Below are 24,922 nucleotides of genomic sequence, written 5' to 3'. Positions count from 1 at the left end.
CTGCCCGTGCCGATAACCAGTGCACAGCGGCGGGGGGCCTCTTCTCCTCCGGCCGCTTCATCGCTAATGGATTGCACAGACCAGTCACCCCTCTTTCGTCCCTGAGTAGGCAATAATGAGTCATTCTTCTTTCTGGAACACAGCCGCCCGGCTAAAACGGAGCGGTCGTCAGCCGCGTGCCGGTGTCTTTGACGCCCGCCAGCCGCCCGCCAGCATGAACGCGCTGGGTTTAAGCCGCCACAGCGCCGGGCTGCTGCTGAGTTTTGTTCCCCCTGAGGCTGAATTCAGCCGCGTAAGCCAGGCCTGGCAGAGCCTGAACAGTTCGCGCCGCAGCGTGCTGACCCTTTCTTCAAACGGTGCACTGTGCAGCGGCCGCGGGCACAGTACCTATTGCGATGGCGCAGGTCAGCAGGGAAGCTGGCTGTGGCTGCCGGAGAGCCTGGTCGCCCGTCATGAAGTGCATGAGATCGACCTGCACGTGCAGGATACCCGGACGGCCCGGCAGCGCGTGGATGCTATCCAGCGTGAGCTGGAACGGATGACCGTCAAAATGCCGTTGTCGGCCGGGCGCACCTTTGCGCTGATTTTCTGTGACGGCTTATCCGCCTCCGAAGGCTTTCTGATGCAGGCCTGGTATGCCAGCGGACGTTTTCCGTGCCTGGCAATTGGCGGTTCTGCCGGCGGCACGCTGGACTTTGACGGCACCTGGATCGGCAGTGGAGGGCGGATCCTGCAGGGCAAGGCAGTGATCGTCTTTTGCCAGATGGCGGAAGGCAAGTCCTTTGCGCCGTTTAAAAGCCAGAACTTTGCGCCCACGGCGCAGAGCTGGCTGGTGGCCGATGCGGATCCGGTGGCACGTACTGTCACGTCACTATTCGACGCCAGCGGTCGCCAGCATAATGTGATTGAAGCGCTCTGTTCGCACCTGCAGTGCACACCGTCCGGTTTGCAGGCCCGTCTTGCAGGCCTGACCTTTGCGGTGAAAGTCGGGGAGGAGTACTTTATCCGCTCAGTGGCAACCTTCCATTCTGACCGGCTGCAGTTTTTCTGCGATCTGGAATTTGGCGACCGTCTGCACCTGCTGCAGGAGACCGACTTTGCCGCCGCCACCCGCACGGACTGGGAGGCATTTACCGGGCGCTACGGCCAGCCGGCGGCGCTGCTGCTGAACGACTGCGTGCTGCGCCGGGTCGGCAATCAGGCCCGTCTGCCGCAGGCACACTTTTTTACGGCTATCCCGTCGGCCGGGTTCTCCAGCTTTGGTGAAATTCTCGGGGTGCCGATCAATCAGACGCTCTCGGCGCTGGCCTTTTTCAACCAGCCCTGCGATGCGATGCAGGATTTTCCGGTGCAGTATGCCGCTTACGCCAGCCATTACGCCCAGCGGGCGCTGCGTCGCTGGGAGGCGCTGAATGCCCTGCAAACCCGGATTGTTAATCAGGTTGTGGCGTACCAGCAAAAGCTGGATCCCCTGATGCAGTCGCTGCCACTGCTGGAGAATGCGACCCGCAGTCAGAGCGAGGCGCTGACGGCGGCGGAGAGCAATATCCGCTCCATCAGCGACGCGGCCTTGCACAGCCAGCAGGCTCAGCATCAGCTCAGTGCCGGGCTGGATGAGTTAGAAACCATCTCCGCCGGGATCACCACCATCAACAGCGGCATCAGTAATATCGCCTTCCAGACTAATATTCTTGCGCTCAACGCGGCGGTAGAGGCTGCCCGCGCCGGAGAGGCCGGTCGCGGTTTTGCGGTGGTCGCCAGCGAAGTTCGGCGGCTGGCGCAGTCTTCGAAAGATCAGGCAGAGGCAACGTCGCACAGCATCCGCGACGCGGTCAGCACGATCCTGAACATTCGTAAGGTCGCGGTCGACACCGTGGAAAGCGCCCGCCAGATGGCGCAGGAGAGCATTGATGCGGCCAACGCCATCGCGGCGATGAGCAGCCAGACGGCGCATGAACGAAAAAGCATCAGTGACAATCTCGATAAGCTGAATGAGATGACCAGCGGTATGGATGCGATGCAGGAGGCGGTGGTGCAGCTGGAGGTATTACAAAAACTGGTGGCGTCGGAGTCGTGACGCTGTCTTTTTAACGTCAATAAAAAAGCCCCTTTCGGGGCTTTTTTTTAAATCAGAATGCCACTTATTTAATCAGTTCAGCGGTCATGTGCACGCCGTTGTTAAAGTTGGCCTCGGTGATTTTGTAGCTGCTACCTGCCTGCTGAGCCTGCGCGGCAATCTGCGCTTCTGCTGCGGACAGCGTAGAGGCCGTCGCAGTCACGCTCTGGGCAAAGCTGCCGAAAGAGATCAGAGACAGAGCAGCAACAGCGACGAAAGTTTTGATGGTTTTCATAATGTATTCCTCAGGGTATTTTTATAAGATAAGGCGTGTCGCCTTGATGTGATAAATACTACGCCTGCTAATAATCAACTGATAGCGGAATAAATTGCCAATAATGTTCAAAATAGTTGAATAAAAAGGGTGTGACATATCTCACAAAAACCACCCTGATGTCCGCGATTTCTCTGGCCGCGTCAGGCGAAATAAAAGGCTTTGTCCTGCCAGCTTTGGCTGTCGCAGCACCCGGCGCATTGATAGGGTCGCAATGATGATTTCAAGCACGCTTGTGCAACTGGATACGCGGGTGAATTGCGCGGCGGGGTTGGCGGGCTTCAGAACAACTTTCATTACAGTTTCAGTGCTTTTGGACGATAGAATATCCTTACGCACCGGATGAACCTCTAATTCAGGGACAACCAGACTTTTACCGGCACACAGGGAGAGGCGTCGTTAGCCATGGCAATTACCCGTAAAGATATTCTGTCAGTCAAAGATTTATTAAGCCAGTCACTCAGTATTCCCAACTATCAACGGCCCTATAAATGGCAGGCTGCTCAAGTTAATCAACTGCTGGATGATGTGATTCATCATCGCGAGAAACAAAGCTATCGTCTGGGCACGGTAGTTCTGCATCAAGAAAAGCAGCGTACGTTGAGTATTGTCGATGGACAGCAGCGATTAATTACCCTGACCCTAATTTGTAAGCTATTAGGTCGTCAGCAACAGTTCAGTGCTGAATTGCTTAATCACTCGTTTACTTATCCCGTCACGGTGGAAAATCTGCAACATAACGCTGCGCTGGTTCTCAGTCGGATCCAGGCGCTGTCAAATGCCGATCGAGAAGAGTTGCTGCATTTTCTGCTACATAAATGTGAACTTATCGTAGTGATCCTGAATAGCCTGAGTGAGGCATTCCAGTTTTTTGACTCTCAAAATGCCCGCGGAAAGTCACTTGAACCTCATGACTTGCTCAAAGCTTTTCATTTGCGGGAAATGGAACAAAACAGCGATGTGGAACGTGCTCTTTGCGTGGCACGTTGGGAGAACGGCGTTGACCCAGACCCTGAAAATACAACTAGCCCACCCTCGGTTCAGGTTATTATGAGTAACTACCTGTATCGACTGCGCAGATGGTCTCAAGGCCAGCCAGGTCAGTTTTTTACCCGGCATAATCTGGATGTGTTCAAAGGCGTTAATTTGAACGCCCACGACTATCCTTTTGCTGCCTCTATGCGCGCCATTGATTATCATGTTAATCATTATAACCACGACCCGGTAAGGCAATGGGATCGGCAGCATATGAGTTATCCCTTTCAGGTTGGTCAGGTACTGATAAATGGACAACGCTTTTTTGAATATATTCAGTATTACACCGATATGTATCAGTCCTTGTTTATTGATGATAAACCGCAAATAAGGGAACTGATCAATACCCTAAATACTTATACGGGCCGTAGCCGTCGCGGTGACCATTATGTCCGTAATTTGTTCTTTTGTTCGGTGATGTTCTATTACGATCGCTTTGGTGATGCACACCTGGAAAAGGCTGCCATGTTATGTTTTTTGTGGAGTTATCGCATTCGCCTGCTGCAGCAGCGTGTGGTCATTGAATCCATAGATAATGTTGGCAGGGAGCAGGGGGGGGTGTTGCAAGTTATCGCCTGTGCTTTAACCCCGCTTGCCGTTCTGGCTTTTCCCATTGCTCCGGTGGAAGAGCATGAGATTAAAGGAACCCATATTGACGGGTTAATTGAGCAATTTCGGCAGCAAGGGTACGTAAACTAATGGCAATAAAAATGACTGGTCAACGACTAACAGAACATGACGATCTCCGCGAGTTATCGGTGGCGCAACTATTCCAGAGTGATCACTATACCATTCCTGCTTATCAGCGAAATTACGCGTGGGGAGAGGCGGAGATTATTCAGCTCATTCAGGACGTCATGGATGTAGCAATGCTGAAAAAAACCGAAGATTATTATATAGGCAGTCTGGTTGTCTATCGCCGCGCTGATGGTTACTTCGAAACCATTGATGGCCAGCAGCGTCATACGACCTTAAGCATTTTGCTGTCGGTGCTAAAAAATGAGTACAGTCAGGCCATTAACGGCATTGATCACAGTAATCTGGGTTTCGACAGTCGAAAAGTGTCCGACAGGACTTTAAGGAAGTTATTTACTGATCCTGGACGTAAAAGTGATGAACCAGAAGAACGCAATATTATTGCAGCGTATGAGGTAGTGAACAGGACACTTGCCTCCTTCAAAAAACGGACCACTGTAGGTATTTTTACCCGTTATCTGTTGCAACGAGTAAAAATCTTACGCGTTGTCGTCCCAGCTGATACCGAGCTTAACCACTACTTTGAAATCATGAATAACCGTGGTGAACAGTTAGAAAAGCACGAAGTGCTGAAGGCACGGTTGATGGAAAAGCTGGAGAGCGACAAACAACGTCATGCGTTTGCCTGTGTGTGGGAAGCCTGCGCCGATATGAATCGCTATGTACAAATGGGTATAGACACCCGCGTGAGAAATGAGGTCTTTGGTAAAAAATGGGATAAAATTCCAGATGACTTCGACCAGCTAAGTGAGGTCTTAGCCAAAAAAAATCAAATAGATAAAGAACAGACTTTAGCACAAATCATCGCGACACCGCGATTTAAAACAGTCTCATCGATGGTGGCTGAACAAAATGGAACCTTCAGCACCATTATTACGTTTCCCAATTTTCTGTTACATGTGTTGCGCCTGATGACGGAAAAAGACGTTCCACTGGATGATAAGCGCCTGCTGGAATCATTCAATGAATTCATGATCGGCGAGTATGACGATCCTGAATGGTTTATTGTTTCTCTTCTTCAGGCTCGAATCCTGTTTGACCGCTACATTATCAAGCGCGAAAACGATGAGGATTGGAGCCTGAAAACGTTAAAACGTTATTTGAACGAGCAGAATAATTTCAATTACGTGAACAGTAGCAAAAATGACAAGCTAAATAAGCAATTAACGATGCTGTTGGCCATGCTGCACGTTTCATTCCCTGCTCAGGTTTATAAGCACTGGCTCAATGCAGCCCTTTACTATTTGGTATCATGCTGGGATGAAGAGGGAGAAATTGATGATACCCGTTATCTGGAGTTTCTTGAAAATCTCAGCAACCGTATCTTTTTTGGCCGCTATGGCGTCACGCGCACTGGTGATCCGCTCGATTTCTATGAAATCATTTACAAGGAGGCGATGGTTCCCGCAGAACTGGATACTCAGGTGCTAAGGCAGCATACCCATATCCCCAACTTTATCTTTAACAGGCTGGACTACCTCTTGTGGCGAAGGCTGACTGAGGGGGAAATGCCCGAATGTGGGAATATGCACTATGTTCTCCCACGTTTTAAGAAGTTCTCTTTCACTTTTCGTACTTCGGTGGAACATTACTACCCTCGCAACCCTTTGAGCGGCCAACCGCTGAAGGCGAGTAAACGTCTTCCCGAAGGTGTGGACAGTTTTGGCAACCTTTGCCTTATTAGCCGGAGCACCAACTCGAAATTGAGCAACTATCTTCCGAATGCGAAAAAAGAGCACTACCGTCAGTCTAAAAATGCCGAGAGCCTGAAGCAGGTGTTGATGATGAGTTATCCGCAGTGGGGGCCAGAACATCCAGAGTCGATCGCTAAGCATCAAGATGCGATGATCAGGATCCTGTGTGAAGGTTAAAAAACGCCATCAAACTGAAATAAAAAGTTAATTAATTGACAGCTTATACTGATTTCTCATAACGTTATTCCAGCCCAATACCCTTAAAGAGAATACGGAACATGACCACGCGTTACGCGGACAGAATGGAGGGTGTGAAGCCTTCGGCCATCAGGCAACTCCTGCAGTTCGGTGCAGATCCCACGATTATTTCCTTCGGCGGCGGTTATCCGGATTCCAGCCTGTTTCCGGCGCGGGAACTTCAGGCTATTTTTGGCGAGCTGCTTGCAGGCCCTGGTGAAGTCTCGCTGCAATATACTCATTCCACCGGGATGCCGAAGCTGCGCCAGCAAATCGCGCAGCGTATGGCCGCGGACGGTATCGTCTGTGAAGAAGATCAGGTGCTGATCCTGCAGGGCAGCCAGCAGGGGCTCGATCTGGCGGCCAGGCTGCTGATCAACCCCGGTGACCTGATCGCCACCGAAGCCCCGACCTTTCTCGGCGCGTTGATCGCCTTTAATACCTGCCAGCCGGGCTATCTGGCGATCCCGATGGACGAGCAGGGGCTGATGACCGACGTACTGGAGCAGAAGCTGAAAGAGGGGCAGCGCATTAAGCTGCTGTATACCGTCCCGGACTTCCATAACCCAACCGGAATAACGCTGTCGCTGGCGCGTCGACAGCATCTGATCCAGCTGGCCAACCAGTATGACTTTATTATTCTGGAAGACTCGCCGTACCGCGAAGTCCGCTATCAGGGGGATAAAGTGCCCACGCTGAAAAGCATGGATACGCAAGGACGGGTGATTTACTTCGGCAGCTTCTCCAAAATCCTCGCCCCGGGCCTGCGCCTTGGCTGGTCAGTGGCCTCTGCTGAAATCACCGAGAAGCTGGGCCTGCTGAAGCTGGCGGCGGATACGCAGTGCAGCACCCTGAACATGGCTGCAGTCTCGATGTATCTGGAAAGGCACAATATCGACGATCATATCCAGACCATCAAGGCGCAGTATCTGCGTAAGAAAGAAACCATGCTGTCGGTGGTCAGAAGCGAATTCCCGCAGGGGATCAGCTGGACCGATCCTGACGGTGGCCTGTTTACCTGGATGGAGTTCCCGGAAGGTTTTGATACGGCGAAATTTATGCTGGAGCATGCGGTGCCAGAGGCGAAAGTGGTCTGGGTGCCGGGTGCCACCTTCTTCCCGACCGTGCAGCGCGACAACTTTGCCCGCTTCAGCTACTCCACCCACGGTGATGAAAAAATCATCAGGGGCATGACGGCGCTGGCCGAACTGCTGAAAAAACACCTCTGACCTGCCTCAGCGGCGCCGGACGGGTTTCGGTGCCGCCTTATTTTTCATCTGTTATCTGGAAGTCACATAGCGCCACTGTAAAGTGGGTTTCTGCGCTGTACTCAGTGGGTCATTCATCTTCTTCAGCAGCAGGCTCACTGCCTCGCGTCTAATCTCCTGCGACCTCGGCTCAACTATCGACAGCGGTGGCAAGATCCTGTACCCCCGGTGCCATCAAATCCGATCACCACTCCATCCTGCGGCACCCAGAGCGCCGACCGCCGATACATTCCAGCTTACATTGCCCCGAACTGCGAGGCGGGTCACAGTGAATAAGCTAAGATGTAAGACAGGTTCATTTTCCGGAGATCGTGATGAGTAAGGTTTTTATTATTGGTGCAGCGGGCCAGATTGGCCGCCGTCTGGTGAGCCAGCTGGCAGAGCAGGGCCATCGGCCGGTGGGGCTTCATCGTCATAGCGAACAGGGTGAGCAACTGAAAAGTCTGGGCGCGGATACCGTGCAGGGAGATCTGACGGCCCTGAGCGTGACTGACTTTGCCGGGCTGATGCGCGGCTGCGACTGTGTGGTCTTCACCGCCGGTGCGGGCGGCAAAGGCGGTATGGAAACCACCAATGCCATTGATGGAAAAGGGCTGGAACTGGCGGTCGCCGCGGCCACCCGGGCTGGTGTTGCACGTTTTCTGCTGGTGTCTGCCTTCCCGGAAGCCGGGCGGGGTAAAGCCGGGTCGGACACCTTTGAAAACTATATGGCGGTGAAGAAGCAGGCCGATGTGCATCTGGCTGCCAGCGATCTGGACTGGGTGATCCTGCGCCCCGGCACGCTGGTGGACGATGCCGGCAACGGCAACGTCACCGCCGGACTGGCCATCCCCTATGGCAACATTTCTCGTGATAACGTTGCTGCCGCCCTGGCAACCCTGGTCGGACAACCGCAGGTGACGCACAAAATCATCGAACTGACCGATGGCAGCACCCCGGTGGTGCAGGCGATTGGCCAGTTCGCCGGGAGAGCCTGAGATGAAACTGCTGCTGGTCGGGGCCAGTGGACTGGTGGGCGGGCACCTGTTGCGGCTGGCGCTGGCGGATGCCCGGGTCACCTCGGTGGTGGCCCCGGTGCGGCGCACGCTGCCGGCGCACCCCAGGCTGCTGGCCCCGGTCGTGGATTTCGACCATTTACCCGAGGCGGCGGACTGGTGGCAGGTTGATGCGATGATTTGTACGCTCGGCACCACTATGAAGCAGGCTAAAAGCCGTGAAGCGTTTACACGCGTCGACTATCACTATCCGCTGGCCTTCGCCCGGCGGGTCAGAGCGCAGGGCACCGCGACCTGCGTGCTGAACTCTGCGGCTGGCGCCCGTGTGGACTCGCGCTTTTTCTACAACCGGGTTAAGGGTGAGCTGGAGCGCGATCTGGCCCGGTTGGGGTTTGCCTCGCTGACGCTGGTTCGGCCGGGCCTGATTGGCGGTGAGCGTCAGGCGCCGCGTCCGGTGGAATCGCTGATGATGCGCATACTGAGCGTGGCGGGGCCTGTCCTGCCCAAAAGCCTGCGGCTTAACCCGGCGGAAAATATTGCCCGGGCGCTGCTGGTCTCTGCGCTGAACGCACCGCCGGGGCAGCATATTGTCCCGGCGGCGGCGCTGAGTTAAAAAAACAGGCGTGATCTCGCCGGGTAAAGTCCGGCATAATCCGGCACGGTGTCTGTCGGCGGCTGGCGTTGACGGCAGTGAATGAAAAATGGATTACGTCATGAAACGTCATGCGATCAGGGTGGGGCTGTTTATTGCCTGTGCGGTGCTAATGGTGGCGGGCTATCAGACATTACATATGGGGTATGCCAGCCATTATCAGATCGTTTCTCACCGCAGCGTGGGATTAATGTTTGTCTCTTTTTATTTTTATTACCTTGCCTGCCCGGCATTGCTGATAATGGCTTTTGTTCCCTGGCGCTGGGGCAGTGTGGTCTGTGTATCCGTTCTCAGTGTCCTCTTTTTCTTGTGGTTTCCCTATCATCCGCTGCGGGTGCTCGGCATGGCCGCCTGCACCCTTGGCAGCGCTCTGCTGTTAACGGCACTCCGGTGGCGGTTAAAGGTGTAATGATGTTGCCGTTCGCCAGAGCCTGCCTGAACGAACGGCTGCCATCACTCATCCAGCGACCGGCGGTGGTCGTCAGCCCGCAGCGTCATCAGGGCGGCGATGCTGACAACGGCGGTCGCCATCACGTAAAACGCCGGAATATCATTATTACCGGTTTGTTTGATCAGCCCGCTGATAATTAACCCTGCGCAGCCAGAGAACAGGGCGTTAGAAAGGGAATAGGCCAGCCCCAGCCCGGTATAGCGAACGTGAGTGGGGAACATCTCAGACAACATGGCGGGCCCCGGGCCGGCCAGCAGGCCCACCAGCCCTCCCGCAAACATCACCACCAGGCACTTCACCAGCAAACTGATGTCGGGCATCTGCAGCACCTTCAGCAGCGGCCAGGCAAAGATCAGCAGCATCACGCTGGCAAATACCATCACGTTACGGCGGCCGAGGCGGTCGCTGAGCATCCCCGCAGGCAGGATGGTGAGGGCAAAGCCCACATTTGAGAGCACGGCAATCACCAGCGCCTGGTTCAGCCCGGTGTGCAGCACCGACTGTAAGTAGGTCGGCATCACCACCAGATAGGTATACCCCGCCGCCGACCAGACCATCACCCGGCCAATGCCCAGCAGGATCACCCGGAACACCAGCCCGCCGCGCGGCGCATCAGGCTGCGTTTTTGCCTGATTAAAGGTCGGGGTTTCTTCCAGCTGCATACGCAGCCACAGGGCCACCAGGCCCAGCGGCAGCGCCGTCAGAAAAGGTATTCGCCAGCCCCAGCTATGCAGCGCCTCGTCGCTCAGGGTCGCTGTCAGCACCGCGACCATCGCCGCCCCGGCCAGCAGGCCAAAGGCGACAGTCAGCGACTGCCAGGCGCCATACAGGCCGCGTTTGCCTTTCGGGGCGAACTCGGTCATCAGGGAAACCGCACCGCCGTACTCCCCGCCGGCAAACAGCCCCTGAAGAATGCGCAGCAGAGTGAGGATCAGCGGGGCGGCCAGGCCGATAGAGGCATAAACCGGTACCAGACCAATCGCCGCGGTGGTCAGCGTCATCAGGATCAGCACCGCCACCAGCGTGGGCTTGCGGCCTATCCTGTCACCGATACGGCCAAACACCATCGCGCCCAGCGGGCGGAAGAAAAAGGCAATGGCGAAGGCGGCCCAGGTCAGGATAATGCCCGTCAGGGCTGATTCGCCCTGCAGGGTGAAAAAGTTGCGGGCAATGACCGTGGCAAGAAAACCGTAAACCGCGAATTCATACCACTCAATAAAGTTGCCGACGGCACCGGCAATCAGCGCTTTTTTTCGTAACTGTTGAGACTGTGTCATGGTTCTCCGGCCTGCAGGTAAGATGAGACGGGCGTTTATTTCCACACTGCACACTTCTGATGCACTCTGCCAGAAAATGATGCCCCATCGACGATCGTTTTACGCAAAGCGTTAACGGTAACTCACTGTTTTACTGCTAAAAGCATTCTGGCACAACTTTTGCTCTGTTACTGACAGCAGCAGCGTTACACCGATAACTGATCACAATAGCAGGCTAGGGTTCCGGTCCACACGGTGGATGACTGGTCCGAGAGCTGGCGACCTCGGTTGGGGTTACACGGCGGGATAAAAGCCCGGGAGACAGCAACACCTCTGGTGTCGCGCTGCCCCGTATTTTCCGCCAACACCGAGGTTACAATGAAACTTGCCCGCATCCTCAGCATTTGCCTTCTCAGCGCGACGGCGCTGCTCAGCCTGCCTTCCCAGGCCGCCGCAAAAAAAGAATTTAACGTCTGCTGGACCATTTATGCCGGATGGATGCCCTGGGGCCAGATTGCCAGCGCCGGCATCATCGACAAATGGGCGGCCAGATACGGCATTAAAATTCACGTCACCCAGCTTAATGACTATATCGAATCCATTAACCAGTACACCGCCGGCCAGTTTGACGGCTGTACCATGACCAATATGGATGCGCTGACCATTCCGGCGGCCGGGGGCGTGGATTCTACCGCGCTGATCCTCGGCAGCTATTCCGAAGGCAACGACGGCGTGGTACTGAAGGGAAAAGGTAAAACCCTGAAGGATCTGAAAGGAATGAAAGTCTACCTGCCGGCGCTGTCGGTGTCCCACTATCTGCTGGTGCGCGGGCTGGAAAAAGCCGGGTTGCAGGAAAAAGATGTCACCGTAGTAAACACCTCGGATGCCGATATTGTCTCTGCCTTTGCCACCAACAGCGTGCAGGCCGCCGTGGCCTGGAATCCGCAGCTGTCGGTGATCAAAAACACCCCCGATACCACCGAGGTCTTTGAGTCTTCCCAGGTGCCCGGCGAGCTGATCGACATGATGGTGGTCAACAGCGCGGTGCTGAAAGATAACCCGGCCCTCGGTAAAGCCCTGACCGGCGCGTGGTATGAAATGATGGCGCAGATGAAAGCGGGCGATCACGCCGCGCTCAGTGCCATGGCTTCTGCCTCCGGCACTGACCTCAGCGGCTACCAGGCGCAGTTAAAAACCACCCACCTGTTTTACACCCCGGCCGATAATCTTGCGTTTGTCAGTGGCGCAGCGCTGGCGAAAACCATGCAGCGCGTGGCGGACTTCTCTTTTGAAAAAGGGCTGCTCGGTGACGGCGCACAGAGCGCTGACTTTATTGGCATGAGCTTCCCCGGCAACGTCACGCAGGGCGACAGCGGCAACATCAAACTGCGCTTTGACGACAGCTACCTGAAAATGGCGGCGGCCGGCACCCTGTAATTCATCCCTGAGGAGCCTGCACCATGCGGCAAATTAACCGACACCCTGACCGGGGCATGCACGTGATGCTGGTCCTGCTGCCGTTCGTGCTGGTCATCGCGGCGTACTTTATCGGCTCGGCAGTGCGGCTGGACGCCAATCCGCACGACAAGCTGCTGCCCGGGCTGGGGCAGATGATTGATGCGGTACAGCGTATGGCGTTCACACCGGATAAACGCAGCGGCGACTATCTGCTGTGGATGGATACTGCCGTCAGCCTGGGCCGGCTGTTGATCGGGCTGGGGATCGCTTCCGTTCTGGGGCTGGTCTTCGGCATTGCCTCCGGGGTTTTTCCGCTGTGGCGATCGCCGCTGTCGTCGTTTATGACGGTGGTTTCCATGGTGCCGCCGCTGGCCATTCTCCCGGTGCTGTTTATCGTCTTCGGACTGGATGAGCTGTCGAAAATCATGCTGATCGTCATTGGCATCACGCCGGTGCTGGCACGTGACCTGGAGCAGCGGGCGCGGGAGATCCCGACAGAGATCCTGATCAAGGCACAGACCCTCGGTGCCAGCAGTTGGACGGTGGTACTGCGGGTGGTGTTACCGCAGTTACTGACCCGGCTGCTGACCTCGCTGCGCCTGCTGCTGGGCTCCGCCTGGCTGTTTCTGATCTCCGCCGAAGCGATCTCTGCCACCGCCGGACTGGGGTACCGCATCTTTCTGGTGCGCCGCTATATGGCGATGGACGTGATCCTGCCGTACGTCATCTGGATCACGCTGCTGGCCTGGCTGATGGATCTCGGGCTGCGCCGCCTTAACCGGCTGTGCTTCCCCTGGGCTCAGGGAGAAAAATCATGAGTTTTATCGAAGTCAGACAGCTGTGGCAGGAGTACGGCAACCACGTGGTGCTGGAAAACCTCAACCTGAGCATCCGTGAAGGGGAGTTCTGTACCCTTGTCGGTGCTTCCGGCTGCGGTAAATCCACCTTTCTGCGCCTGCTGCTGGGGCAGGAAAAACCCAGCCGTGGCCGCCTTCTGCTGGAGGGGCAGCCGCTGAAGGCCGAACCGGACCCCAGCCGGGGCGTGGTCTTCCAGCGCTACTCGGTGTTTCCGCATCTGAACGTGTTGGATAACGTCGCCATCGGTCTGGAACTGTCGCAGGCACCGCTGATCGGGCGTCTTTTTGGCCGGCGCAAAAAAGCGGCGCGCGAGCAGGCGGCGGAGATGCTGGTGCGCGTGGGATTAGGTCACGCTCTGGAAAAATACCCTGCCCAGCTGTCCGGCGGGATGCAGCAGCGGCTGGCGATTGCGCAGGCATTTATTATGCGACCGCGCATCCTGCTGCTGGACGAACCCTTCGGCGCGCTCGACCCCGGCATCCGCAAAGATATGCATGCGCTGCTGCTGTCGCTGTGGCAGGAAACTCAGCTGACGGTGTTTATGGTCACCCACGACCTGTCAGAGGGGTTCAACCTCGGTACCCGGCTGCTGGTGTTCGACAAAGTGCGTATTGACCCGCACGAGCCGAACGCCTGGGGGGCCCGCATTACCTACGATCTGCCGCTGAATGAAACCCGACTGCGGCAGCGTCAGTCGCCCGGTACGGTGATCCCACACCCGGCACTGGCGACCCTTTCCCTGAATCAGGAGATATCCCATGACCCATCCCTGTGAAGAAACGTTACCCGGCGGTGGTCACACCTCGCTGGTGATAAAAAAAGGCCAGCTTCTGCGCCTCACTGATACCGACGGCGGGGCCAACGTCAGCCTGATGCTGTTTAACGCCCATGAGAAAAGCGAACGGCTGAATCTGCCGGACACGCTGAAAGGGCAGCACACCGCCAGACTGACGGCCGGGCACTGTCTCTATTCTGATATGGGCCGCGTGCTGGCGGCGATTGTCACCGACACCTGCGGCTGGCATGACAGCTTCGGCGGCGTGCTGAACGCCAGTGAAACGGCAGAAAAATACGGCCAGGGGCGCTATCAGGAGCGGCGCAACGACTTCCATCGCAACGGGCTGGATAACCTGCTGGTGGAAATGGGCAAATGGAACCTCGGTCTGGAGGATCTGCACATGGTGCTCAATCTGTTCAGCAAGGTCACCGTTGATGCGCATGGCGCCTTCACCTTCCACGACGGTCACTCCGCGCCGGGCAGCACGGTAGAACTGTATGCCCCGATGGACGTGCTGGTGGTACTGACCGCGCTGCCGCACCCGATGGATCCGAACCCGGCATACCGCCCGCGCCCGGTGCAGATAAGCCTGCACGATGCCAGCGATGCGGTGACCGCAGGGTGCAAAACGTCCCGCCCGGAAAACCAGCGCGCCTTCGACAACATCACGCGCTTTGCCCTTTAAGGAGCCCCCCGATGACATTAACGGCCAGTGAAAAACAGCCCGCTGAGGCGGTATATCGCCACACCATCCCGGCAGGAGAACCTTTTCTGTTTGAGGTGAAAAAAGGCCAGACCGTCCGGCTGCACGATCTGGAGGGTAACCAGGCGGTGGATACGCTGTTCTACAGCGCGGCCAGCCCGCGTGAGCGCTATGACGCCCAGCGTACCCTGCGCCGCCAGAACAATGCCTACCTGACGACCGGCAGCGTGCTCTATTCCAATCTGGGCAACCCGCTGCTGACCCTTGTTGCCGATACCTGTGGCCGTCACGACACGCTTGGCGGTGCCTGTTCTCAGGAAAGCAACACCGTGCGTTACCACGCCGGGACCCGGCATATGCACAGCTGCCGCGACAATTTTCTCTGCGCCTGCCTGCACGACGGGCGGCTGAATAAGCGGGATATTACCGCCAACATCAACTTCTTTATGAACGTACCGGTAACGCCGGAGGGGGGGCTGACTTTCGAAGACGGTATTTCCGCCGCCGGTAAGTACGTCGAGCTGCGAGCTGAATGCGATGTCATTGTGCTGATCTCCAACTGTCCTCAGCTCAATAATCCCTGCAACGGCTGGAACCCGACCGCTGCCGAAGTGCTGGTGTGGAACTGATCGGCTGATTAAACGCTGTTATCCCCTGAGGACGACCTCAGGCGGCCATGATTCTGGCGGGACGGCCCGCCCTGGTGTGAGTCTTCCTGATGTTCAAAAAACTGCTGATTGCTAACCGTGGCGCAATTGCGTGCCGTATTTTACGTACCCTGCGTGAGATGGATGTGACGGGGATTGCCGTATTTTCCGAATCGGATGCCAGCAGCCTGCACATCCGCGAGGCCGGCAGCGCCATCAGTCTGGGAGAAGGCCCGGCGGCGCAGACCTATCTGGACGTGGAAAAGATTATCGCCGCCGCGCGGGAGAGTGGCGCAGAGGCCATCCATCCGGGGTACGGTTTTCTTTCGGAAAACGCAGCGTTTGCCGACGCCTGTGAAGCGGCGGGCATCGCCTTTATCGGCCCGACGGCCGAACAGCTGCGCCTGTTTGGCCTGAAGCATACCGCCCGGGCGCTGGCGAAACAGCAGCAGGTGCCGCTGCTGGAAGGGACGGACCTGCTGGATGACGTGGATGCTGCGCTGGCAGCGGCCCGCGTGGTGGGGTATCCGGTGATGCTGAAAAGTACCGCCGGCGGCGGCGGCATCGGTATGCGCGTCTGCCATGATGACGACAGCCTGCTGCAGGCCTTTGACGCGGTAAAGCGTCTGGGCCAGAACAACTTCAGCGATGCTGGGGTATTTATTGAAAAATACATTGCGCGCGCCCGCCATCTTGAAGTGCAGATTTTTGGCGACGGGCAGGGCGAGGTGATAGCCCTGGGCGTACGCGACTGCTCGGTGCAGCGGCGCAATCAGAAGGTGATGGAAGAAACCCCCGCCCCGAACCTGCCCGATGGCATGGCGGAGGCCCTCTGTGCCGCCGCCATCACGCTGGGCAAAGCCGTCCGCTACCGCAGCGCCGGAACGGTAGAGTTCGTTTACGACGCGGCCGCAGAGCAGTTCTGGTTCCTGGAGGTGAATACCCGCCTGCAGGTGGAGCACGGCGTCACGGAACAGGTGTGGGGCGTGGATCTGGTACGCTGGATGATTGCCCTGGCCGCGGGGGAACTGCCACCGCTGGCGGCGCTGGAAGTGACGTTGTCACCTCAGGGTCATGCCATTCAGGCCCGGGTCTATGCCGAAGATCCCGGTCGCCAGTTCCAGCCCTCACCGGGACTGCTGACCGACGTCAGTTTTCCGCCCGCCGACGGCAGACGGCTGCGCATCGATACCTGGGTAGAGTCCGGCTGCGAAATCCCGCCGTTCTTCGACCCCCTGCTGGCGAAAATCATCACCTGCTGCGCTACCCGTGAGCTGGCGATGGCCGCGCTGGATGACGCACTCAGTGAAACGCGGCTGTACGGGGTGGAGGTCAATCGTCAGTATCTGCGGCAGATCCTCCACTCAGCGCCTTTTGCCCGTGGCGAACCCTGGACGCGTTTCCTTGACGGGTTAAGCTACCAGGCTACCACGGTCGAGGTGCTGAGTGCCGGGACGCAGACAACGGTACAGGATTATCCCGGTCGTCTCGGCTACTGGGCCGTGGGCGTGCCGCCGTCCGGCCCGATGGATGACCGGGCGCTGCGCTTTGGCAACCGCCTGCTGAATAACCCCCCCGACGCCGCCGCGCTGGAGATCACGCTGACTGGCCCGACGCTGCGCTTCAATACCGCCAGCGTGGCGGTGGTCTGCGGCGCGCCGGTGACGCTGATGCTCGAGGGGAAAACCCTGCCGATGAACTGCACGTTCGCCATTCCGGCGGGCGTAACCTTAACGCTGGGTAGTATGGAAGACGCCGGGGTGCGCAGCTATCTCTGCCTGCGCGGTGGAATTGTGGTACCGGACTACCTCGGCAGTAAAAGCACCTTTACCCTGGGTCAGTTTGGCGGCCATGCGGGGCGGGCACTGCGCACCGGGGACATCCTGCACCTCACTACCCTGACTGACTCCGGTGCTGGCGTTACGCTGCCACCGGCGCTGGTGCCACATTTGCCGGCATGCCGGATATTACGGGTGATCTACGGCCCCCACGCGTCACCGGAGTATTTCACTGCGGATTACATCAGTACCTTTTTTGCGACCGACTGGGAGGTTCACTTTAACTCGAGCCGCACCGGGGTGCGCCTGATCGGCCCGAAACCCGAGTGGGTCCGCGACAGCGGCGGCGAGGCCGGGCTGCATCCGTCCAATATTCATGACAATCCCTATGCGGTGGGCGCGGTGGACTTTACCGGCGACATGCCGGTGATCCTCGGCCCGGACGGCCCGAGCCTCGGCGGGTTTGTCTGCCCGGTGACGGTGATCGAAGCCGACCTGTGGCAGATTGGCCAGCTTAAGGCTGGCGACCGGCTGCGCTTTGTGCCGGTCGATATCGCCACTGCCCGGCAGCTTTACGCCGGGCGTCAGGCGGAGCTGGCCGATCTTATTCCGTCAGAACCCGCGTGGCAGCCGGCGGCGCTGACCTCGCCGGTGGTGCTGGATCGGGGGGAAAAGGACGCTCGCCTGGTGGCACGCCTGTCCGGCGATACCCACCTGCTGCTGGAAATCGGCGCGCCGGAGCTGGATCTGGTGCTGCGCTTTCGCGGCCACGCGCTGATGCAGGCGCTGGAAGCCCTGAATCATCCGGCTGTTATTGACCTGACGCCGGGTATCCGGTCACTGCAAATCCACTATCAACCCGATCGTCTGCCGCAGGAGGAACTGCTCGGCATTATCGACGGGCTGTGGCAGAAGGTAACCGGTCTGCAGGATCTGCGCGTACCGTCACGGGTCGTCTGGCTGCCGCTGTCGTGGGACGATCCCGCCTGCCAGCAGGCGATTGATAAATATATGACCACGGTGCGCCGGGATGCCCCATGGTGCCCGAGTAATCTGGAGTTTATCCGCCGCATTAACGATCTGCCGGATATCGACGCGGTCTTCGACACGGTGTTTGCCGCCAGCTATCTGGTGATGGGGCTGGGGGATGTCTATCTTGGCGCGCCGGTCGCCACTCCCCTTGACCCGCGCCACCGGCTGGTGACCACCAAATATAACCCGGCACGCACCTGGACGGCGGAAAACTCGGTAGGGATTGGTGGGGCGTATCTGTGCGTGTACGGGATGGAAGGGCCGGGAGGCTACCAGTTTGTCGGACGCACGCTGCAGATGTGGAACCGCTACCGTGAGGTGGCCGACTTCGGCGGCAAGCCGTGGCTGCTGCGCTTCTTCGACCAGATCCGGTTTTACCCGGTTTCCGCAGAGGAGCTGCTGCGCATTCGCCGCGATTTCCCGCTGGGGCGCTATCCGTTACGCATTGAGCAGACCGAACTGGCCCTGTCAGACTACCAGCAGTTTCTGACGGCAGAAGCGACAGGCATCAGCGATTTCCGTCAGCATCAGCGCGCGGCGTTCAACGCCGAACGTGAACGCTGGATCGCCAGCGGCCAGGCGCATTTTGACAGTCAGGAGGCCGCCGCCGGGTTGAGCGAGGACGCCCCGTTAGCCGCCGGGCTGCTGGCGGTGGAAAGCGCGATCGCCGGCAATCTGTGGCAGGTGAAAGGCCGTGTTGGTGACAGTGTCACGAAAGGGGATGTGCTGGTGATTATTGAAGCGATGAAAATGGAGATACCGCTGCTGGCGCCGTGCGATGGTGTGATCGAGGAAGTCAGGGTAGAGCCCGGGTCGACGGTCCGTGCCGGACAGTGTGTGGTGGTGATGGCGGTGTAATCACGGCGGGCGCACGGGGCGGCCTGTTTTTCCGGCCGGCCCGTTTCATCCGCCCCGGCTAGCGGATACTTTCTGCCAGCCACAACTCCAGCTCCGTCAGCTCCACCGCCTGCTCAGGGAACGCCTCCCTCAGCCGTGCCACCCGGGTTGCCAGCGCCTCCGGCCGATACCCGGTGCCGGGCAGCTGCTCTGCCAGCTGTTCTAACGGTGTCAGGTTCAAACTGTCGCTGAAAATCTGGCAGCGGCTGATTTTACCGCGCTCCACGTCAACGTGGATCTCCACACCGCCCCAGCTGAAGCGGTGATCCAGCAGATGCTGAAACTGCGGGGCCTGGCCGAAATTCCACTGCCAGCTGCTCTGTTTGGCGAACTGCGCCTCGAAGCCGGGCAGGTCGGGCAGGGACGTCGGGGAGATATGCTCGGGCTGGCATGCTTCGCCAAAATGGTCGAAGAAGGCCGCCGTCACCGCGCTGCATATCGCTTCAAAGGTAATCCCCGGCACCAGCTCTTCCAGATTCGCCACGCGCGAGCGCACGGAGGTAATGCCTTTGGCCTGCAGTTTCTTCACATCCGGGTTGAGGTAATCGGCCAGGCGGGAGAGATCGGCATCAAGCAGGATGGTGCCGTGGTGGAAACCGCGATCGTGGGTTTCATGATAGGCGGAACCGGAAATTTTACGCACCCCGTCGGCGGTGCTGACCACCAGATCGTTGCGCCCGGAGGCTTCGGCCGGTACGCCCAGCGAGGCGAGGGCCCGCAGAATAATGCCGGTGGAGACGCTCTTATTGTATTCCGGCTTCCCGGCCATAAAAGTAAAGCAGACATTACCGAGGTCATGAAACACTGCGCCACCGCCGCTGCTGCGTCGCGCCAGACGGATGCCATCTTCTTCCATGCGCCGGGTATTGCACTCTTTCCACGGATTCTGCGAACGGCCAATCACCACGGTTTCTGCGTTACGCCACAGGAATAAGACCCGCTGGGTCGCAGGCATCTGGCGGAAAATGCACTCCTCTACCGCCAGATTGAACCAGGGGTCGTACGAATCAGATACCAGTAAACGCAGTGTGGACATGCTTGACTCCATTGAACTTTTTAGCGGCGCAGGGATAATACCATCCGTGCGCGAAACATCCACACGCCGGTGAGTTTAATCGCCTGCCAGCAGGGCGGCTCTGGCAGGGTGAACGGCGCATACCTGTCGTCATGCTGACCGGACGATGGCGAACGAGATTTTGCTGCCCTCAGCCCCTATTCTCAGGGAAGGATTGATGTGATTAACTTTGACCGTTTCACTGAACAGGCGTCGCACTTTGACGCGGTGCTACCGCGCCCTGCGCAGATTACCACGACTAACAGAGAGGGATTGCACTACCGCCTTTATCAGTCATTAAAGACGCCAAATGATCTGATCATTGTTTATCATGGTGGCGGCGTTCATCTGGATGCTGGCTATGACATTCTTGCCCGGCAGATAACACAGGATGAAAGCATCGCAGTTTGTCTGGTGGATATTCGCGGCCACGGCGGATCGACAGGGGCGAAAGGCCAGTTGGCGAACGTTGCCTCGGTCTGGCGTGATGTCGATACGCTGGTGAGCTGGATGCGAACCCTTTTTCCACATACCGCGATGCATTTGCTTGGGCACTCCAGCGGGGCGGGTATGCTGATTAACTATTTTACGCGGCACCTTCCGCAACAAAAAACTGACAGCCTGATTTTTCTGGCCCCGGAACTGGGTCCTTTTGCCCCGGAAGTACGTCAGCGCACGACCTCAGCGCCCTTTGCCAGGGTAAGCCAGTGGCCTTTTATCATCAACGCGTTAAGTGGTGGCTGGCTGCTGGGCAACTACCCGGCGGTGCGGCTGAATTTCCCGGATAAAGTGAAGGCTACCGCGCTGGATTTCGTGCAGCACTACAGTGTTAATATGGCGAATGCGCTGACCCCTCGTCATCCGGCAAAACAGCTGGCGGCGCTACCGTTGTCCACCTCGTGGTTTGCCGCTGGCGACGATGAGCTGTTCAGTGCGCAGGCGATGGCGGTATTTGCTAAACAGCATGGCAACACTCATCTGCGCTTCCAGATACTGGAAGACTGCTCACATCTGAATTGCGTGTTTTGTCTTGAGGAGGGGATACAGCAACATCTTAATGCCCTGCGTCAGAAACGCGCCGTCTGATCATCAAGCCCGCTGATGCGGGCTTTTTTCTGTATTAATTCCACGCATGGCGCGGTGGGTTAACGCCGTTCAGATAGTAGTTCCCGACATGGAAATACTTCCAGCGCACTGGATCGTGCAGCGTGTGCGTGCGGGCATTGCGCCAGTGGCGATCAAGCTGATATTCCGCCAGCGTGGAGCGGGTGCCGGCCAGTTCAAACAGCTTGTTACCTGCAAGAATGGCGATCTCGGTGGACAGCACTTTGGCTTCGGCTGTGGCGACGGTAGCGGCGGCCACCGTTTCTTCACTGGGTGTGGTGATAGCAACATCGATCAGCTCTCCGGCGCGCCACAGCAGCGCTTCGGCGGCATGCAGACGGATTTGCAGGTCGCCGATGGCAGCAATGGTAAAGGGATCATCGCTGGCGCGTTCCTGGCCGCTGTCGATCCACGGGCGTGATTTCTCGCGCACAAAGGCCAGCGTATCGGCCAGCGTGCCGCGTGCGATGCCGGTATCCACCGCCGCCTGAATAATTTGTGAAATCGGGCCAGCGGCAGTAGGGCGTTCAAATGCCTGCCAGACGGGAATCAGTCGTTCCTGCGGTGCATGAACATTGTCCAGCAGCACGGTGCCGGACGCAGTAGTACGCTGGCCGAAGCTCGACCAGTTGTTGATCACTGTCAGGCCCGCTGCATCGCGATCCAGCACCACCAGATTGGCGCGACCTTCTTCATCTATTGCCACGGTATGCACCAGATGCGCCAGCAACGCGCCCGTGGCGTAGAACTTCTCGCCATTCACTACCAGTTCACCGTTATGCTGGCGCACCGTTGTTTTGAAATCGGCCACCGTGGCGGTGCCTTTTTCTGAGAAGGCGTTGCCCCAGCGTAATCCGGACAAGACGCCGGCCAGCAGCGTCTGCTTCTGGCTTTCCGTACCGTCCTCCAGCAGATGAGCCACCCCCGCCAGATGGTTTTGCGGGATCTGCCCCAGCGCCGAGTCCGCAGCGGAGATAATGGCAATCACCTTCGCGACCGTGGCATAGGAAACACCTGCGCCACCGTATTCCCGTGGGATATTGATGCCCCACAGGCCGCTTTGGGAGAACGCGTCCAGCTCGGCCACCGGTAAAATACCGTCACGGTCGCGGCGGGCAGCGCCCGGTGCAAACTGTTGCGCCAGCCGTTCCGCGACAGCAATCGCTTCAGCATCACTGGTAATGATATGCGCAGGTTGTGACGGTCGCGGCAGCGGAGCGAAGTGTTCCGGGGAGTTAACATAAAATTCAGTGGCTTCAGCCAGGGATTCGATAGCAGACACAGGCACTCCTTAATGACGGTGACAGGGCGCATTGGCGCGGATAACACCATCCTGTCACACTGTGTTCACGTCGGTTATAAGGATTCAGCGCATCGATTGTTACCACGCTGATAAGGCGCGGCCTGGTAAACGAGAAAAGGGATTACAGCAGTCATCGCGCTGTCTGCATGATCAGCCCCGGCATCGTGCCGGGGCTTTTTTATCAAAACGCGTACGACAGGTTGACCGAGTAGCTACGCGGTTCGCCGTAAACCACATAATCGCTGCCCCATGAGTAATAAGAGCGGTCAAAGAGGTTATCGACGTTCGCCTGCACCGCCAGCTGTTTCGTGACCTCATAGCGGGCAAACAGGCTGGCCAGTGGATAGCTGCCCTGGTAAACGCGCTGAACTTCACCATCAGGGCCGGTGGCGTCCTGGAAGGTGCGGTTCTGCCAGTTTACGCCGCCGCCGAGGGTCAGGTCCTGCAACATGGGTAAACGGTAGCGGGAGAAGAGTTTAAATGAGGTCTGCGGCATATTGCTGTTGAAGCGGCCGGAGGTATCTCGCGCCACATAGCGCGTTGCCCCGAAGGTCATTTGCAGGTTGTCGGTGACGGCACCGTTCAGCTCAAACTCCGCGCCTTTACTCACCGCGCCTTTAGCCGCAACATACGCCTGCTCGCTGGAACCATTCACAAAGGTGCCGCTGAGTTCCTGACCCACGTTCTCCTGCTCAATACGGAATACCGCAAAGGTGGCGGTCAGACGCCCATCAAACCAGTCAGACTTCAGGCCGGTTTCATAGTTTTTTCCGGTCACTGGCGACAGATAGGCTCCATCAGTGCCACGGTAGGTCTGCGGCTGGAAGACAGAGGTGTAGCTGGCGTAAGCGGACCAGGTATCATCAATGTCGTACACCAGGCCGCCGTATGGCGTGATGTTATTTTTGTTCATGTTGCCACTGCTGCCAACGGTGCTCCACTGGGTATAACGCGCGCCGAGGATCAGCGACAGCGGGTCGGCCAGCGAGAAGCGGGCGGCGGTGTAGGCCGATTTCTGGCGGATCACGTCATCGGCATTCAGATACCAGTCACCCCATTCCGGCTCCTGAACCTTGCCGTTCCAGTTGTTATCAAAACTGCCCATCTGCGCATAATCCAGCGCACCGTCCACGCTATAGGTCTGGTTATGCTGGCGGCTGTAGCTGACGCCGGCCATCAACTCATGATGACGCCCCAGCAGTTCAAACGGACCGCTGGCATAGGTATCAATGGATTCCTGCGTGCGCTTACCGCGATCCAGACTGCCATAGCCGCTGACTCCGGTGCCGGTCACCGCATCGGGGAACTCCATCACATAGAGCAGCTTGTCAGCAAAAGTCTGCTCAGCATGCGTGGCATTGACGCGGAAGGTCCAGCCGTTATCAAAGTCATGTTTGACGTTGGCAAAAACCTTACGCGAATCGAGGCTGTAACGCGTCCAGTCGGCCGATGGATTGAGGTTGCGGTTGTAATAGGTGCGCGAACCGTTGCTGTACCAGGTCGGCAATCCGCCCCAGGTCGGGTTGCCGGTGTTGCTCTCCTGATAGTCGTAGCCGAGCGACACCGTGGTGTTGTCGGTCACATCGGCATCCAGCACGCCGTAGAGGAACTTTTTGCTTTTATGGTAGCGATCCAGCCAGCCGTCCTGATCCTGGTAACCCGCGATAACGCGGCCACGTACGGTGCCTGCTTCGTTCAGCGGGGCAGAGAGGTCGGCCACGTACCGCTGGGTATTCCAGCGGCCATAGCTGGCGCTGAGATTGCCGGTCACCGTCTTGCTGTTGGCATGTTTGCGTACCATATTGACCGATGCCGAAGGGCTGCCCGCACCGCTCATCAGGCCGGTGGCGCCGCGCACGACTTCGATGCGGTCATAGATGGCGGTGTCTTCCCCGGCATCACCGTAGTTCCAGTTATCTGCCGCCGACGTCGGGATATCATCAAAGGTGTAGTTGGTGATCTGGAAACCGCGTGAGAAATAGCTGGAACGTTCGCTGTCCACCAGTTGCGAGGCGATCCCGGTAGCGTTATCCAGCACCTCGCCCACGGTTTGCAGATTCTGGTCCAGCATCCGCTGCTCAGTGACGACGCTTAATGACTGTGGCACGTCGCGCGGCGTGAGCAGCATTTTTGTCCCTGCCCGGGTGGTCTGCACCGCATAGTCCTGCTGATTCTCCGTTGCCGTGTCGTCCACGGCAGCATCGACCACCAGGTCCTCTGACAGCGGAGTCTCGCGGGCCTGAGCCGGGGTAAGCAGGGCGTGGATCGTCAGCGCCAGCAGTGAAACGGACAGGGCTGTCTGGCGACCCGGAGCGCGCAGCGGGGCACGGCTTTCACGGGGCGAAGAAAGCCTGGAGCGGAGAGGCATAAAAAAATCCCTTCAATAAGGTGGGTATGCAGCATGGCCGTTTTTATCATGTCCTCCGGCGGCGAGAAGCGCGGAGTGACAGGGTGGCTCAGCTAAAGTTCAATGGTAATCATTATCATAAGCATTTTCTTTTACGCGATCATGGTAAATCTGAGGGTGAGAGAAAATAAAGGGGGATGAGCAGAAAGCGTGCGCGACGCGTCCGGCA

Annotated in this window: 19 protein-coding genes and 1 riboswitch; of the genes, 14 read left to right on the top strand and 5 right to left on the bottom strand. The window is 57.8% G+C overall.

Features of this window, described 5'->3' with window-relative positions; all coding sequences use genetic code 11:
* Positions 1 to 115: 115 nt before the first annotated feature.
* Positions 116 to 2,077 (top strand): methyl-accepting chemotaxis protein, encoded by a 1,962-nt coding sequence (locus EPE01S_RS03995; protein ID WP_062743302.1) that lies wholly within the window; start codon positions 116 to 118, stop codon positions 2,075 to 2,077.
* Positions 2,078 to 2,141: 64 nt separating this feature from the next.
* On the opposite strand, the gene EPE01S_RS03990 is transcribed toward EPE01S_RS03995, so the two are convergent.
* Positions 2,142 to 2,351 carry a YdgH/BhsA/McbA-like domain containing protein gene (locus tag EPE01S_RS03990; RefSeq protein WP_062743301.1) on the bottom strand — a complete coding sequence of 70 codons (210 nt, stop codon included), beginning with the start codon at positions 2,349 to 2,351 and terminating at the stop codon, positions 2,142 to 2,144.
* Positions 2,352 to 2,795: 444 nt separating this feature from the next.
* Between EPE01S_RS03990 and EPE01S_RS03985 the strand changes: the two genes are divergently transcribed.
* The 6 genes from EPE01S_RS03985 to EPE01S_RS03960 all read left to right on the top strand — a co-directional run bounded on the left by EPE01S_RS03985 (position 2,796) and on the right by EPE01S_RS03960 (position 9,436).
* Positions 2,796 to 4,124, top strand: coding sequence for a DUF262 domain-containing protein (locus EPE01S_RS03985; RefSeq protein ID WP_062743300.1), 1,329 nt, complete (start codon positions 2,796 to 2,798; stop codon positions 4,122 to 4,124).
* A complete protein-coding gene (locus EPE01S_RS03980; protein ID WP_084344147.1) occupies positions 4,124 to 6,052 on the top strand; it encodes a DUF262 domain-containing protein in 1,929 nt (642 codons plus the stop codon). The genes EPE01S_RS03985 and EPE01S_RS03980 overlap by 1 nt, the downstream gene beginning before the upstream one ends.
* A 101-nt stretch (positions 6,053 to 6,153) precedes the next feature.
* A complete protein-coding gene (locus tag EPE01S_RS03975; protein WP_062743298.1) occupies positions 6,154 to 7,341 on the top strand; it encodes an aminotransferase-like domain-containing protein in 1,188 nt (395 codons plus the stop codon).
* Between the two features lie 353 nt (positions 7,342 to 7,694).
* Positions 7,695 to 8,357 carry an SDR family oxidoreductase gene (locus EPE01S_RS03970; protein WP_062743297.1) on the top strand — a complete coding sequence of 221 codons (663 nt, stop codon included), beginning with the start codon at positions 7,695 to 7,697 and terminating at the stop codon, positions 8,355 to 8,357.
* A 1-nt stretch (position 8,358) separates the two neighbouring features.
* On the top strand, positions 8,359 to 8,988 hold the full coding sequence (locus tag EPE01S_RS03965; protein WP_062743296.1) for a Rossmann-fold NAD(P)-binding domain-containing protein: 630 nt from the start codon (positions 8,359 to 8,361) through the stop codon (positions 8,986 to 8,988).
* A 100-nt stretch (positions 8,989 to 9,088) separates the two neighbouring features.
* Positions 9,089 to 9,436: a hypothetical protein gene (locus EPE01S_RS03960; RefSeq protein ID WP_062743295.1), complete on the top strand. Its 348-nt coding sequence runs from the start codon at positions 9,089 to 9,091 to the stop codon at positions 9,434 to 9,436.
* Between the two features lie 44 nt (positions 9,437 to 9,480).
* Here the strand turns inward: EPE01S_RS03960 and EPE01S_RS03955 are convergent, their stop codons facing one another.
* Positions 9,481 to 10,755, bottom strand: coding sequence for an MFS transporter (locus tag EPE01S_RS03955; RefSeq protein ID WP_062743294.1), 1,275 nt, complete (start codon positions 10,753 to 10,755; stop codon positions 9,481 to 9,483).
* A 203-nt stretch (positions 10,756 to 10,958) separates the two neighbouring features.
* Positions 10,959 to 11,057: riboswitch (guanidine-I (ykkC/yxkD leader) on the top strand.
* Between the two features lie 55 nt (positions 11,058 to 11,112).
* Here EPE01S_RS03955 and EPE01S_RS03950 point away from each other — a divergent pair.
* The 6 genes from EPE01S_RS03950 (at position 11,113) to uca (ending at position 18,846) form a co-directional block, all read left to right on the top strand.
* On the top strand, positions 11,113 to 12,171 hold the full coding sequence (locus EPE01S_RS03950; protein WP_062743293.1) for a putative urea ABC transporter substrate-binding protein: 1,059 nt from the start codon (positions 11,113 to 11,115) through the stop codon (positions 12,169 to 12,171).
* A gap of 23 nt (positions 12,172 to 12,194) precedes the next feature.
* Positions 12,195 to 13,010: an ABC transporter permease gene (locus EPE01S_RS03945; protein WP_062743292.1), complete on the top strand. Its 816-nt coding sequence runs from the start codon at positions 12,195 to 12,197 to the stop codon at positions 13,008 to 13,010.
* Positions 13,007 to 13,825, top strand: a complete 819-nt coding sequence (locus tag EPE01S_RS03940; protein ID WP_062743291.1) for an ABC transporter ATP-binding protein — start codon at positions 13,007 to 13,009, stop codon at positions 13,823 to 13,825. The genes EPE01S_RS03945 and EPE01S_RS03940 overlap by 4 nt, the downstream gene beginning before the upstream one ends.
* A complete protein-coding gene (locus tag EPE01S_RS03935; protein WP_062743290.1) occupies positions 13,809 to 14,513 on the top strand; it encodes an urea amidolyase associated protein UAAP1 in 705 nt (234 codons plus the stop codon). Before EPE01S_RS03940 ends, EPE01S_RS03935 begins: the two co-directional genes overlap by 17 nt.
* Before the next feature lie 11 nt (positions 14,514 to 14,524).
* Positions 14,525 to 15,160: an urea amidolyase associated protein UAAP2 gene (locus tag EPE01S_RS03930; protein ID WP_062743289.1), complete on the top strand. Its 636-nt coding sequence runs from the start codon at positions 14,525 to 14,527 to the stop codon at positions 15,158 to 15,160.
* A gap of 89 nt (positions 15,161 to 15,249) precedes the next feature.
* The gene (uca, locus tag EPE01S_RS03925; protein ID WP_062743288.1) at positions 15,250 to 18,846 is read left to right on the top strand and encodes an urea carboxylase; all 3,597 of its coding nucleotides are present in this window, start codon (positions 15,250 to 15,252) and stop codon (positions 18,844 to 18,846) included.
* Positions 18,847 to 18,904: 58 nt separating this feature from the next.
* Here uca and lplA read toward each other — a convergent pair whose 3' ends face one another.
* Positions 18,905 to 19,921, bottom strand: a complete 1,017-nt coding sequence (gene lplA, locus EPE01S_RS03920; RefSeq protein ID WP_062743287.1) for a lipoate--protein ligase — start codon at positions 19,919 to 19,921, stop codon at positions 18,905 to 18,907.
* A 198-nt stretch (positions 19,922 to 20,119) separates the two neighbouring features.
* Between lplA and EPE01S_RS03915 the strand changes: the two genes are divergently transcribed.
* Complete coding sequence (locus EPE01S_RS03915) at positions 20,120 to 21,025, top strand: alpha/beta fold hydrolase (protein WP_062743286.1); 906 nt, start codon at positions 20,120 to 20,122, stop codon at positions 21,023 to 21,025.
* A 34-nt stretch (positions 21,026 to 21,059) separates the two neighbouring features.
* Here the strand turns inward: EPE01S_RS03915 and EPE01S_RS03910 are convergent, their stop codons facing one another.
* Both EPE01S_RS03910 and fhuE read right to left on the bottom strand, forming a co-directional pair.
* Positions 21,060 to 22,316: an SfnB family sulfur acquisition oxidoreductase gene (locus tag EPE01S_RS03910; protein ID WP_373279662.1), complete on the bottom strand. Its 1,257-nt coding sequence runs from the start codon at positions 22,314 to 22,316 to the stop codon at positions 21,060 to 21,062.
* Between the two features lie 211 nt (positions 22,317 to 22,527).
* Positions 22,528 to 24,714, bottom strand: a complete 2,187-nt coding sequence (gene fhuE, locus EPE01S_RS03905) for a ferric-rhodotorulic acid/ferric-coprogen receptor FhuE (protein ID WP_084344143.1) — start codon at positions 24,712 to 24,714, stop codon at positions 22,528 to 22,530.
* Positions 24,715 to 24,922: the final 208 nt, after the last annotated feature.

This window comes from Erwinia persicina NBRC 102418 (genome assembly GCF_001571305.1).
Taxonomy (GTDB): domain Bacteria; phylum Pseudomonadota; class Gammaproteobacteria; order Enterobacterales; family Enterobacteriaceae; genus Erwinia; species Erwinia persicina.
This window is presented reverse-complemented; position numbering and strand designations above follow the sequence as displayed.

Excerpts from the sequence above, each read along its gene's own strand:
- EPE01S_RS03980 (WP_084344147.1), top strand. The coding sequence starts at position 4,124 with ATGGCAATAAAAATGACTGGTCAACGACTAACAGAACATGACGATCTC.
- EPE01S_RS03955 (WP_062743294.1), bottom strand. The coding sequence starts at position 10,755 with ATGACACAGTCTCAACAGTTACGAAAAAAAGCGCTGATTGCCGGTGCC.
- EPE01S_RS03995 (WP_062743302.1), top strand. The coding sequence starts at position 116 with ATGAGTCATTCTTCTTTCTGGAACACAGCCGCCCGGCTAAAACGGAGC.
- EPE01S_RS03965 (WP_062743296.1), top strand. The coding sequence starts at position 8,359 with ATGAAACTGCTGCTGGTCGGGGCCAGTGGACTGGTGGGCGGGCACCTG.
- EPE01S_RS03990 (WP_062743301.1), bottom strand. The coding sequence starts at position 2,351 with ATGAAAACCATCAAAACTTTCGTCGCTGTTGCTGCTCTGTCTCTGATC.
- EPE01S_RS03935 (WP_062743290.1), top strand. The coding sequence starts at position 13,809 with ATGACCCATCCCTGTGAAGAAACGTTACCCGGCGGTGGTCACACCTCG.
- uca (WP_062743288.1), top strand. The coding sequence starts at position 15,250 with ATGTTCAAAAAACTGCTGATTGCTAACCGTGGCGCAATTGCGTGCCGT.
- EPE01S_RS03940 (WP_062743291.1), top strand. The coding sequence starts at position 13,007 with ATGAGTTTTATCGAAGTCAGACAGCTGTGGCAGGAGTACGGCAACCAC.
- EPE01S_RS03930 (WP_062743289.1), top strand. The coding sequence starts at position 14,525 with ATGACATTAACGGCCAGTGAAAAACAGCCCGCTGAGGCGGTATATCGC.
- EPE01S_RS03960 (WP_062743295.1), top strand. The coding sequence starts at position 9,089 with ATGAAACGTCATGCGATCAGGGTGGGGCTGTTTATTGCCTGTGCGGTG.
- EPE01S_RS03975 (WP_062743298.1), top strand. The coding sequence starts at position 6,154 with ATGACCACGCGTTACGCGGACAGAATGGAGGGTGTGAAGCCTTCGGCC.
- fhuE (WP_084344143.1), bottom strand. The coding sequence starts at position 24,714 with ATGCCTCTCCGCTCCAGGCTTTCTTCGCCCCGTGAAAGCCGTGCCCCG.
- EPE01S_RS03945 (WP_062743292.1), top strand. The coding sequence starts at position 12,195 with ATGCGGCAAATTAACCGACACCCTGACCGGGGCATGCACGTGATGCTG.
- EPE01S_RS03950 (WP_062743293.1), top strand. The coding sequence starts at position 11,113 with ATGAAACTTGCCCGCATCCTCAGCATTTGCCTTCTCAGCGCGACGGCG.
- EPE01S_RS03970 (WP_062743297.1), top strand. The coding sequence starts at position 7,695 with ATGAGTAAGGTTTTTATTATTGGTGCAGCGGGCCAGATTGGCCGCCGT.
- EPE01S_RS03985 (WP_062743300.1), top strand. The coding sequence starts at position 2,796 with ATGGCAATTACCCGTAAAGATATTCTGTCAGTCAAAGATTTATTAAGC.
- lplA (WP_062743287.1), bottom strand. The coding sequence starts at position 19,921 with ATGTCCACACTGCGTTTACTGGTATCTGATTCGTACGACCCCTGGTTC.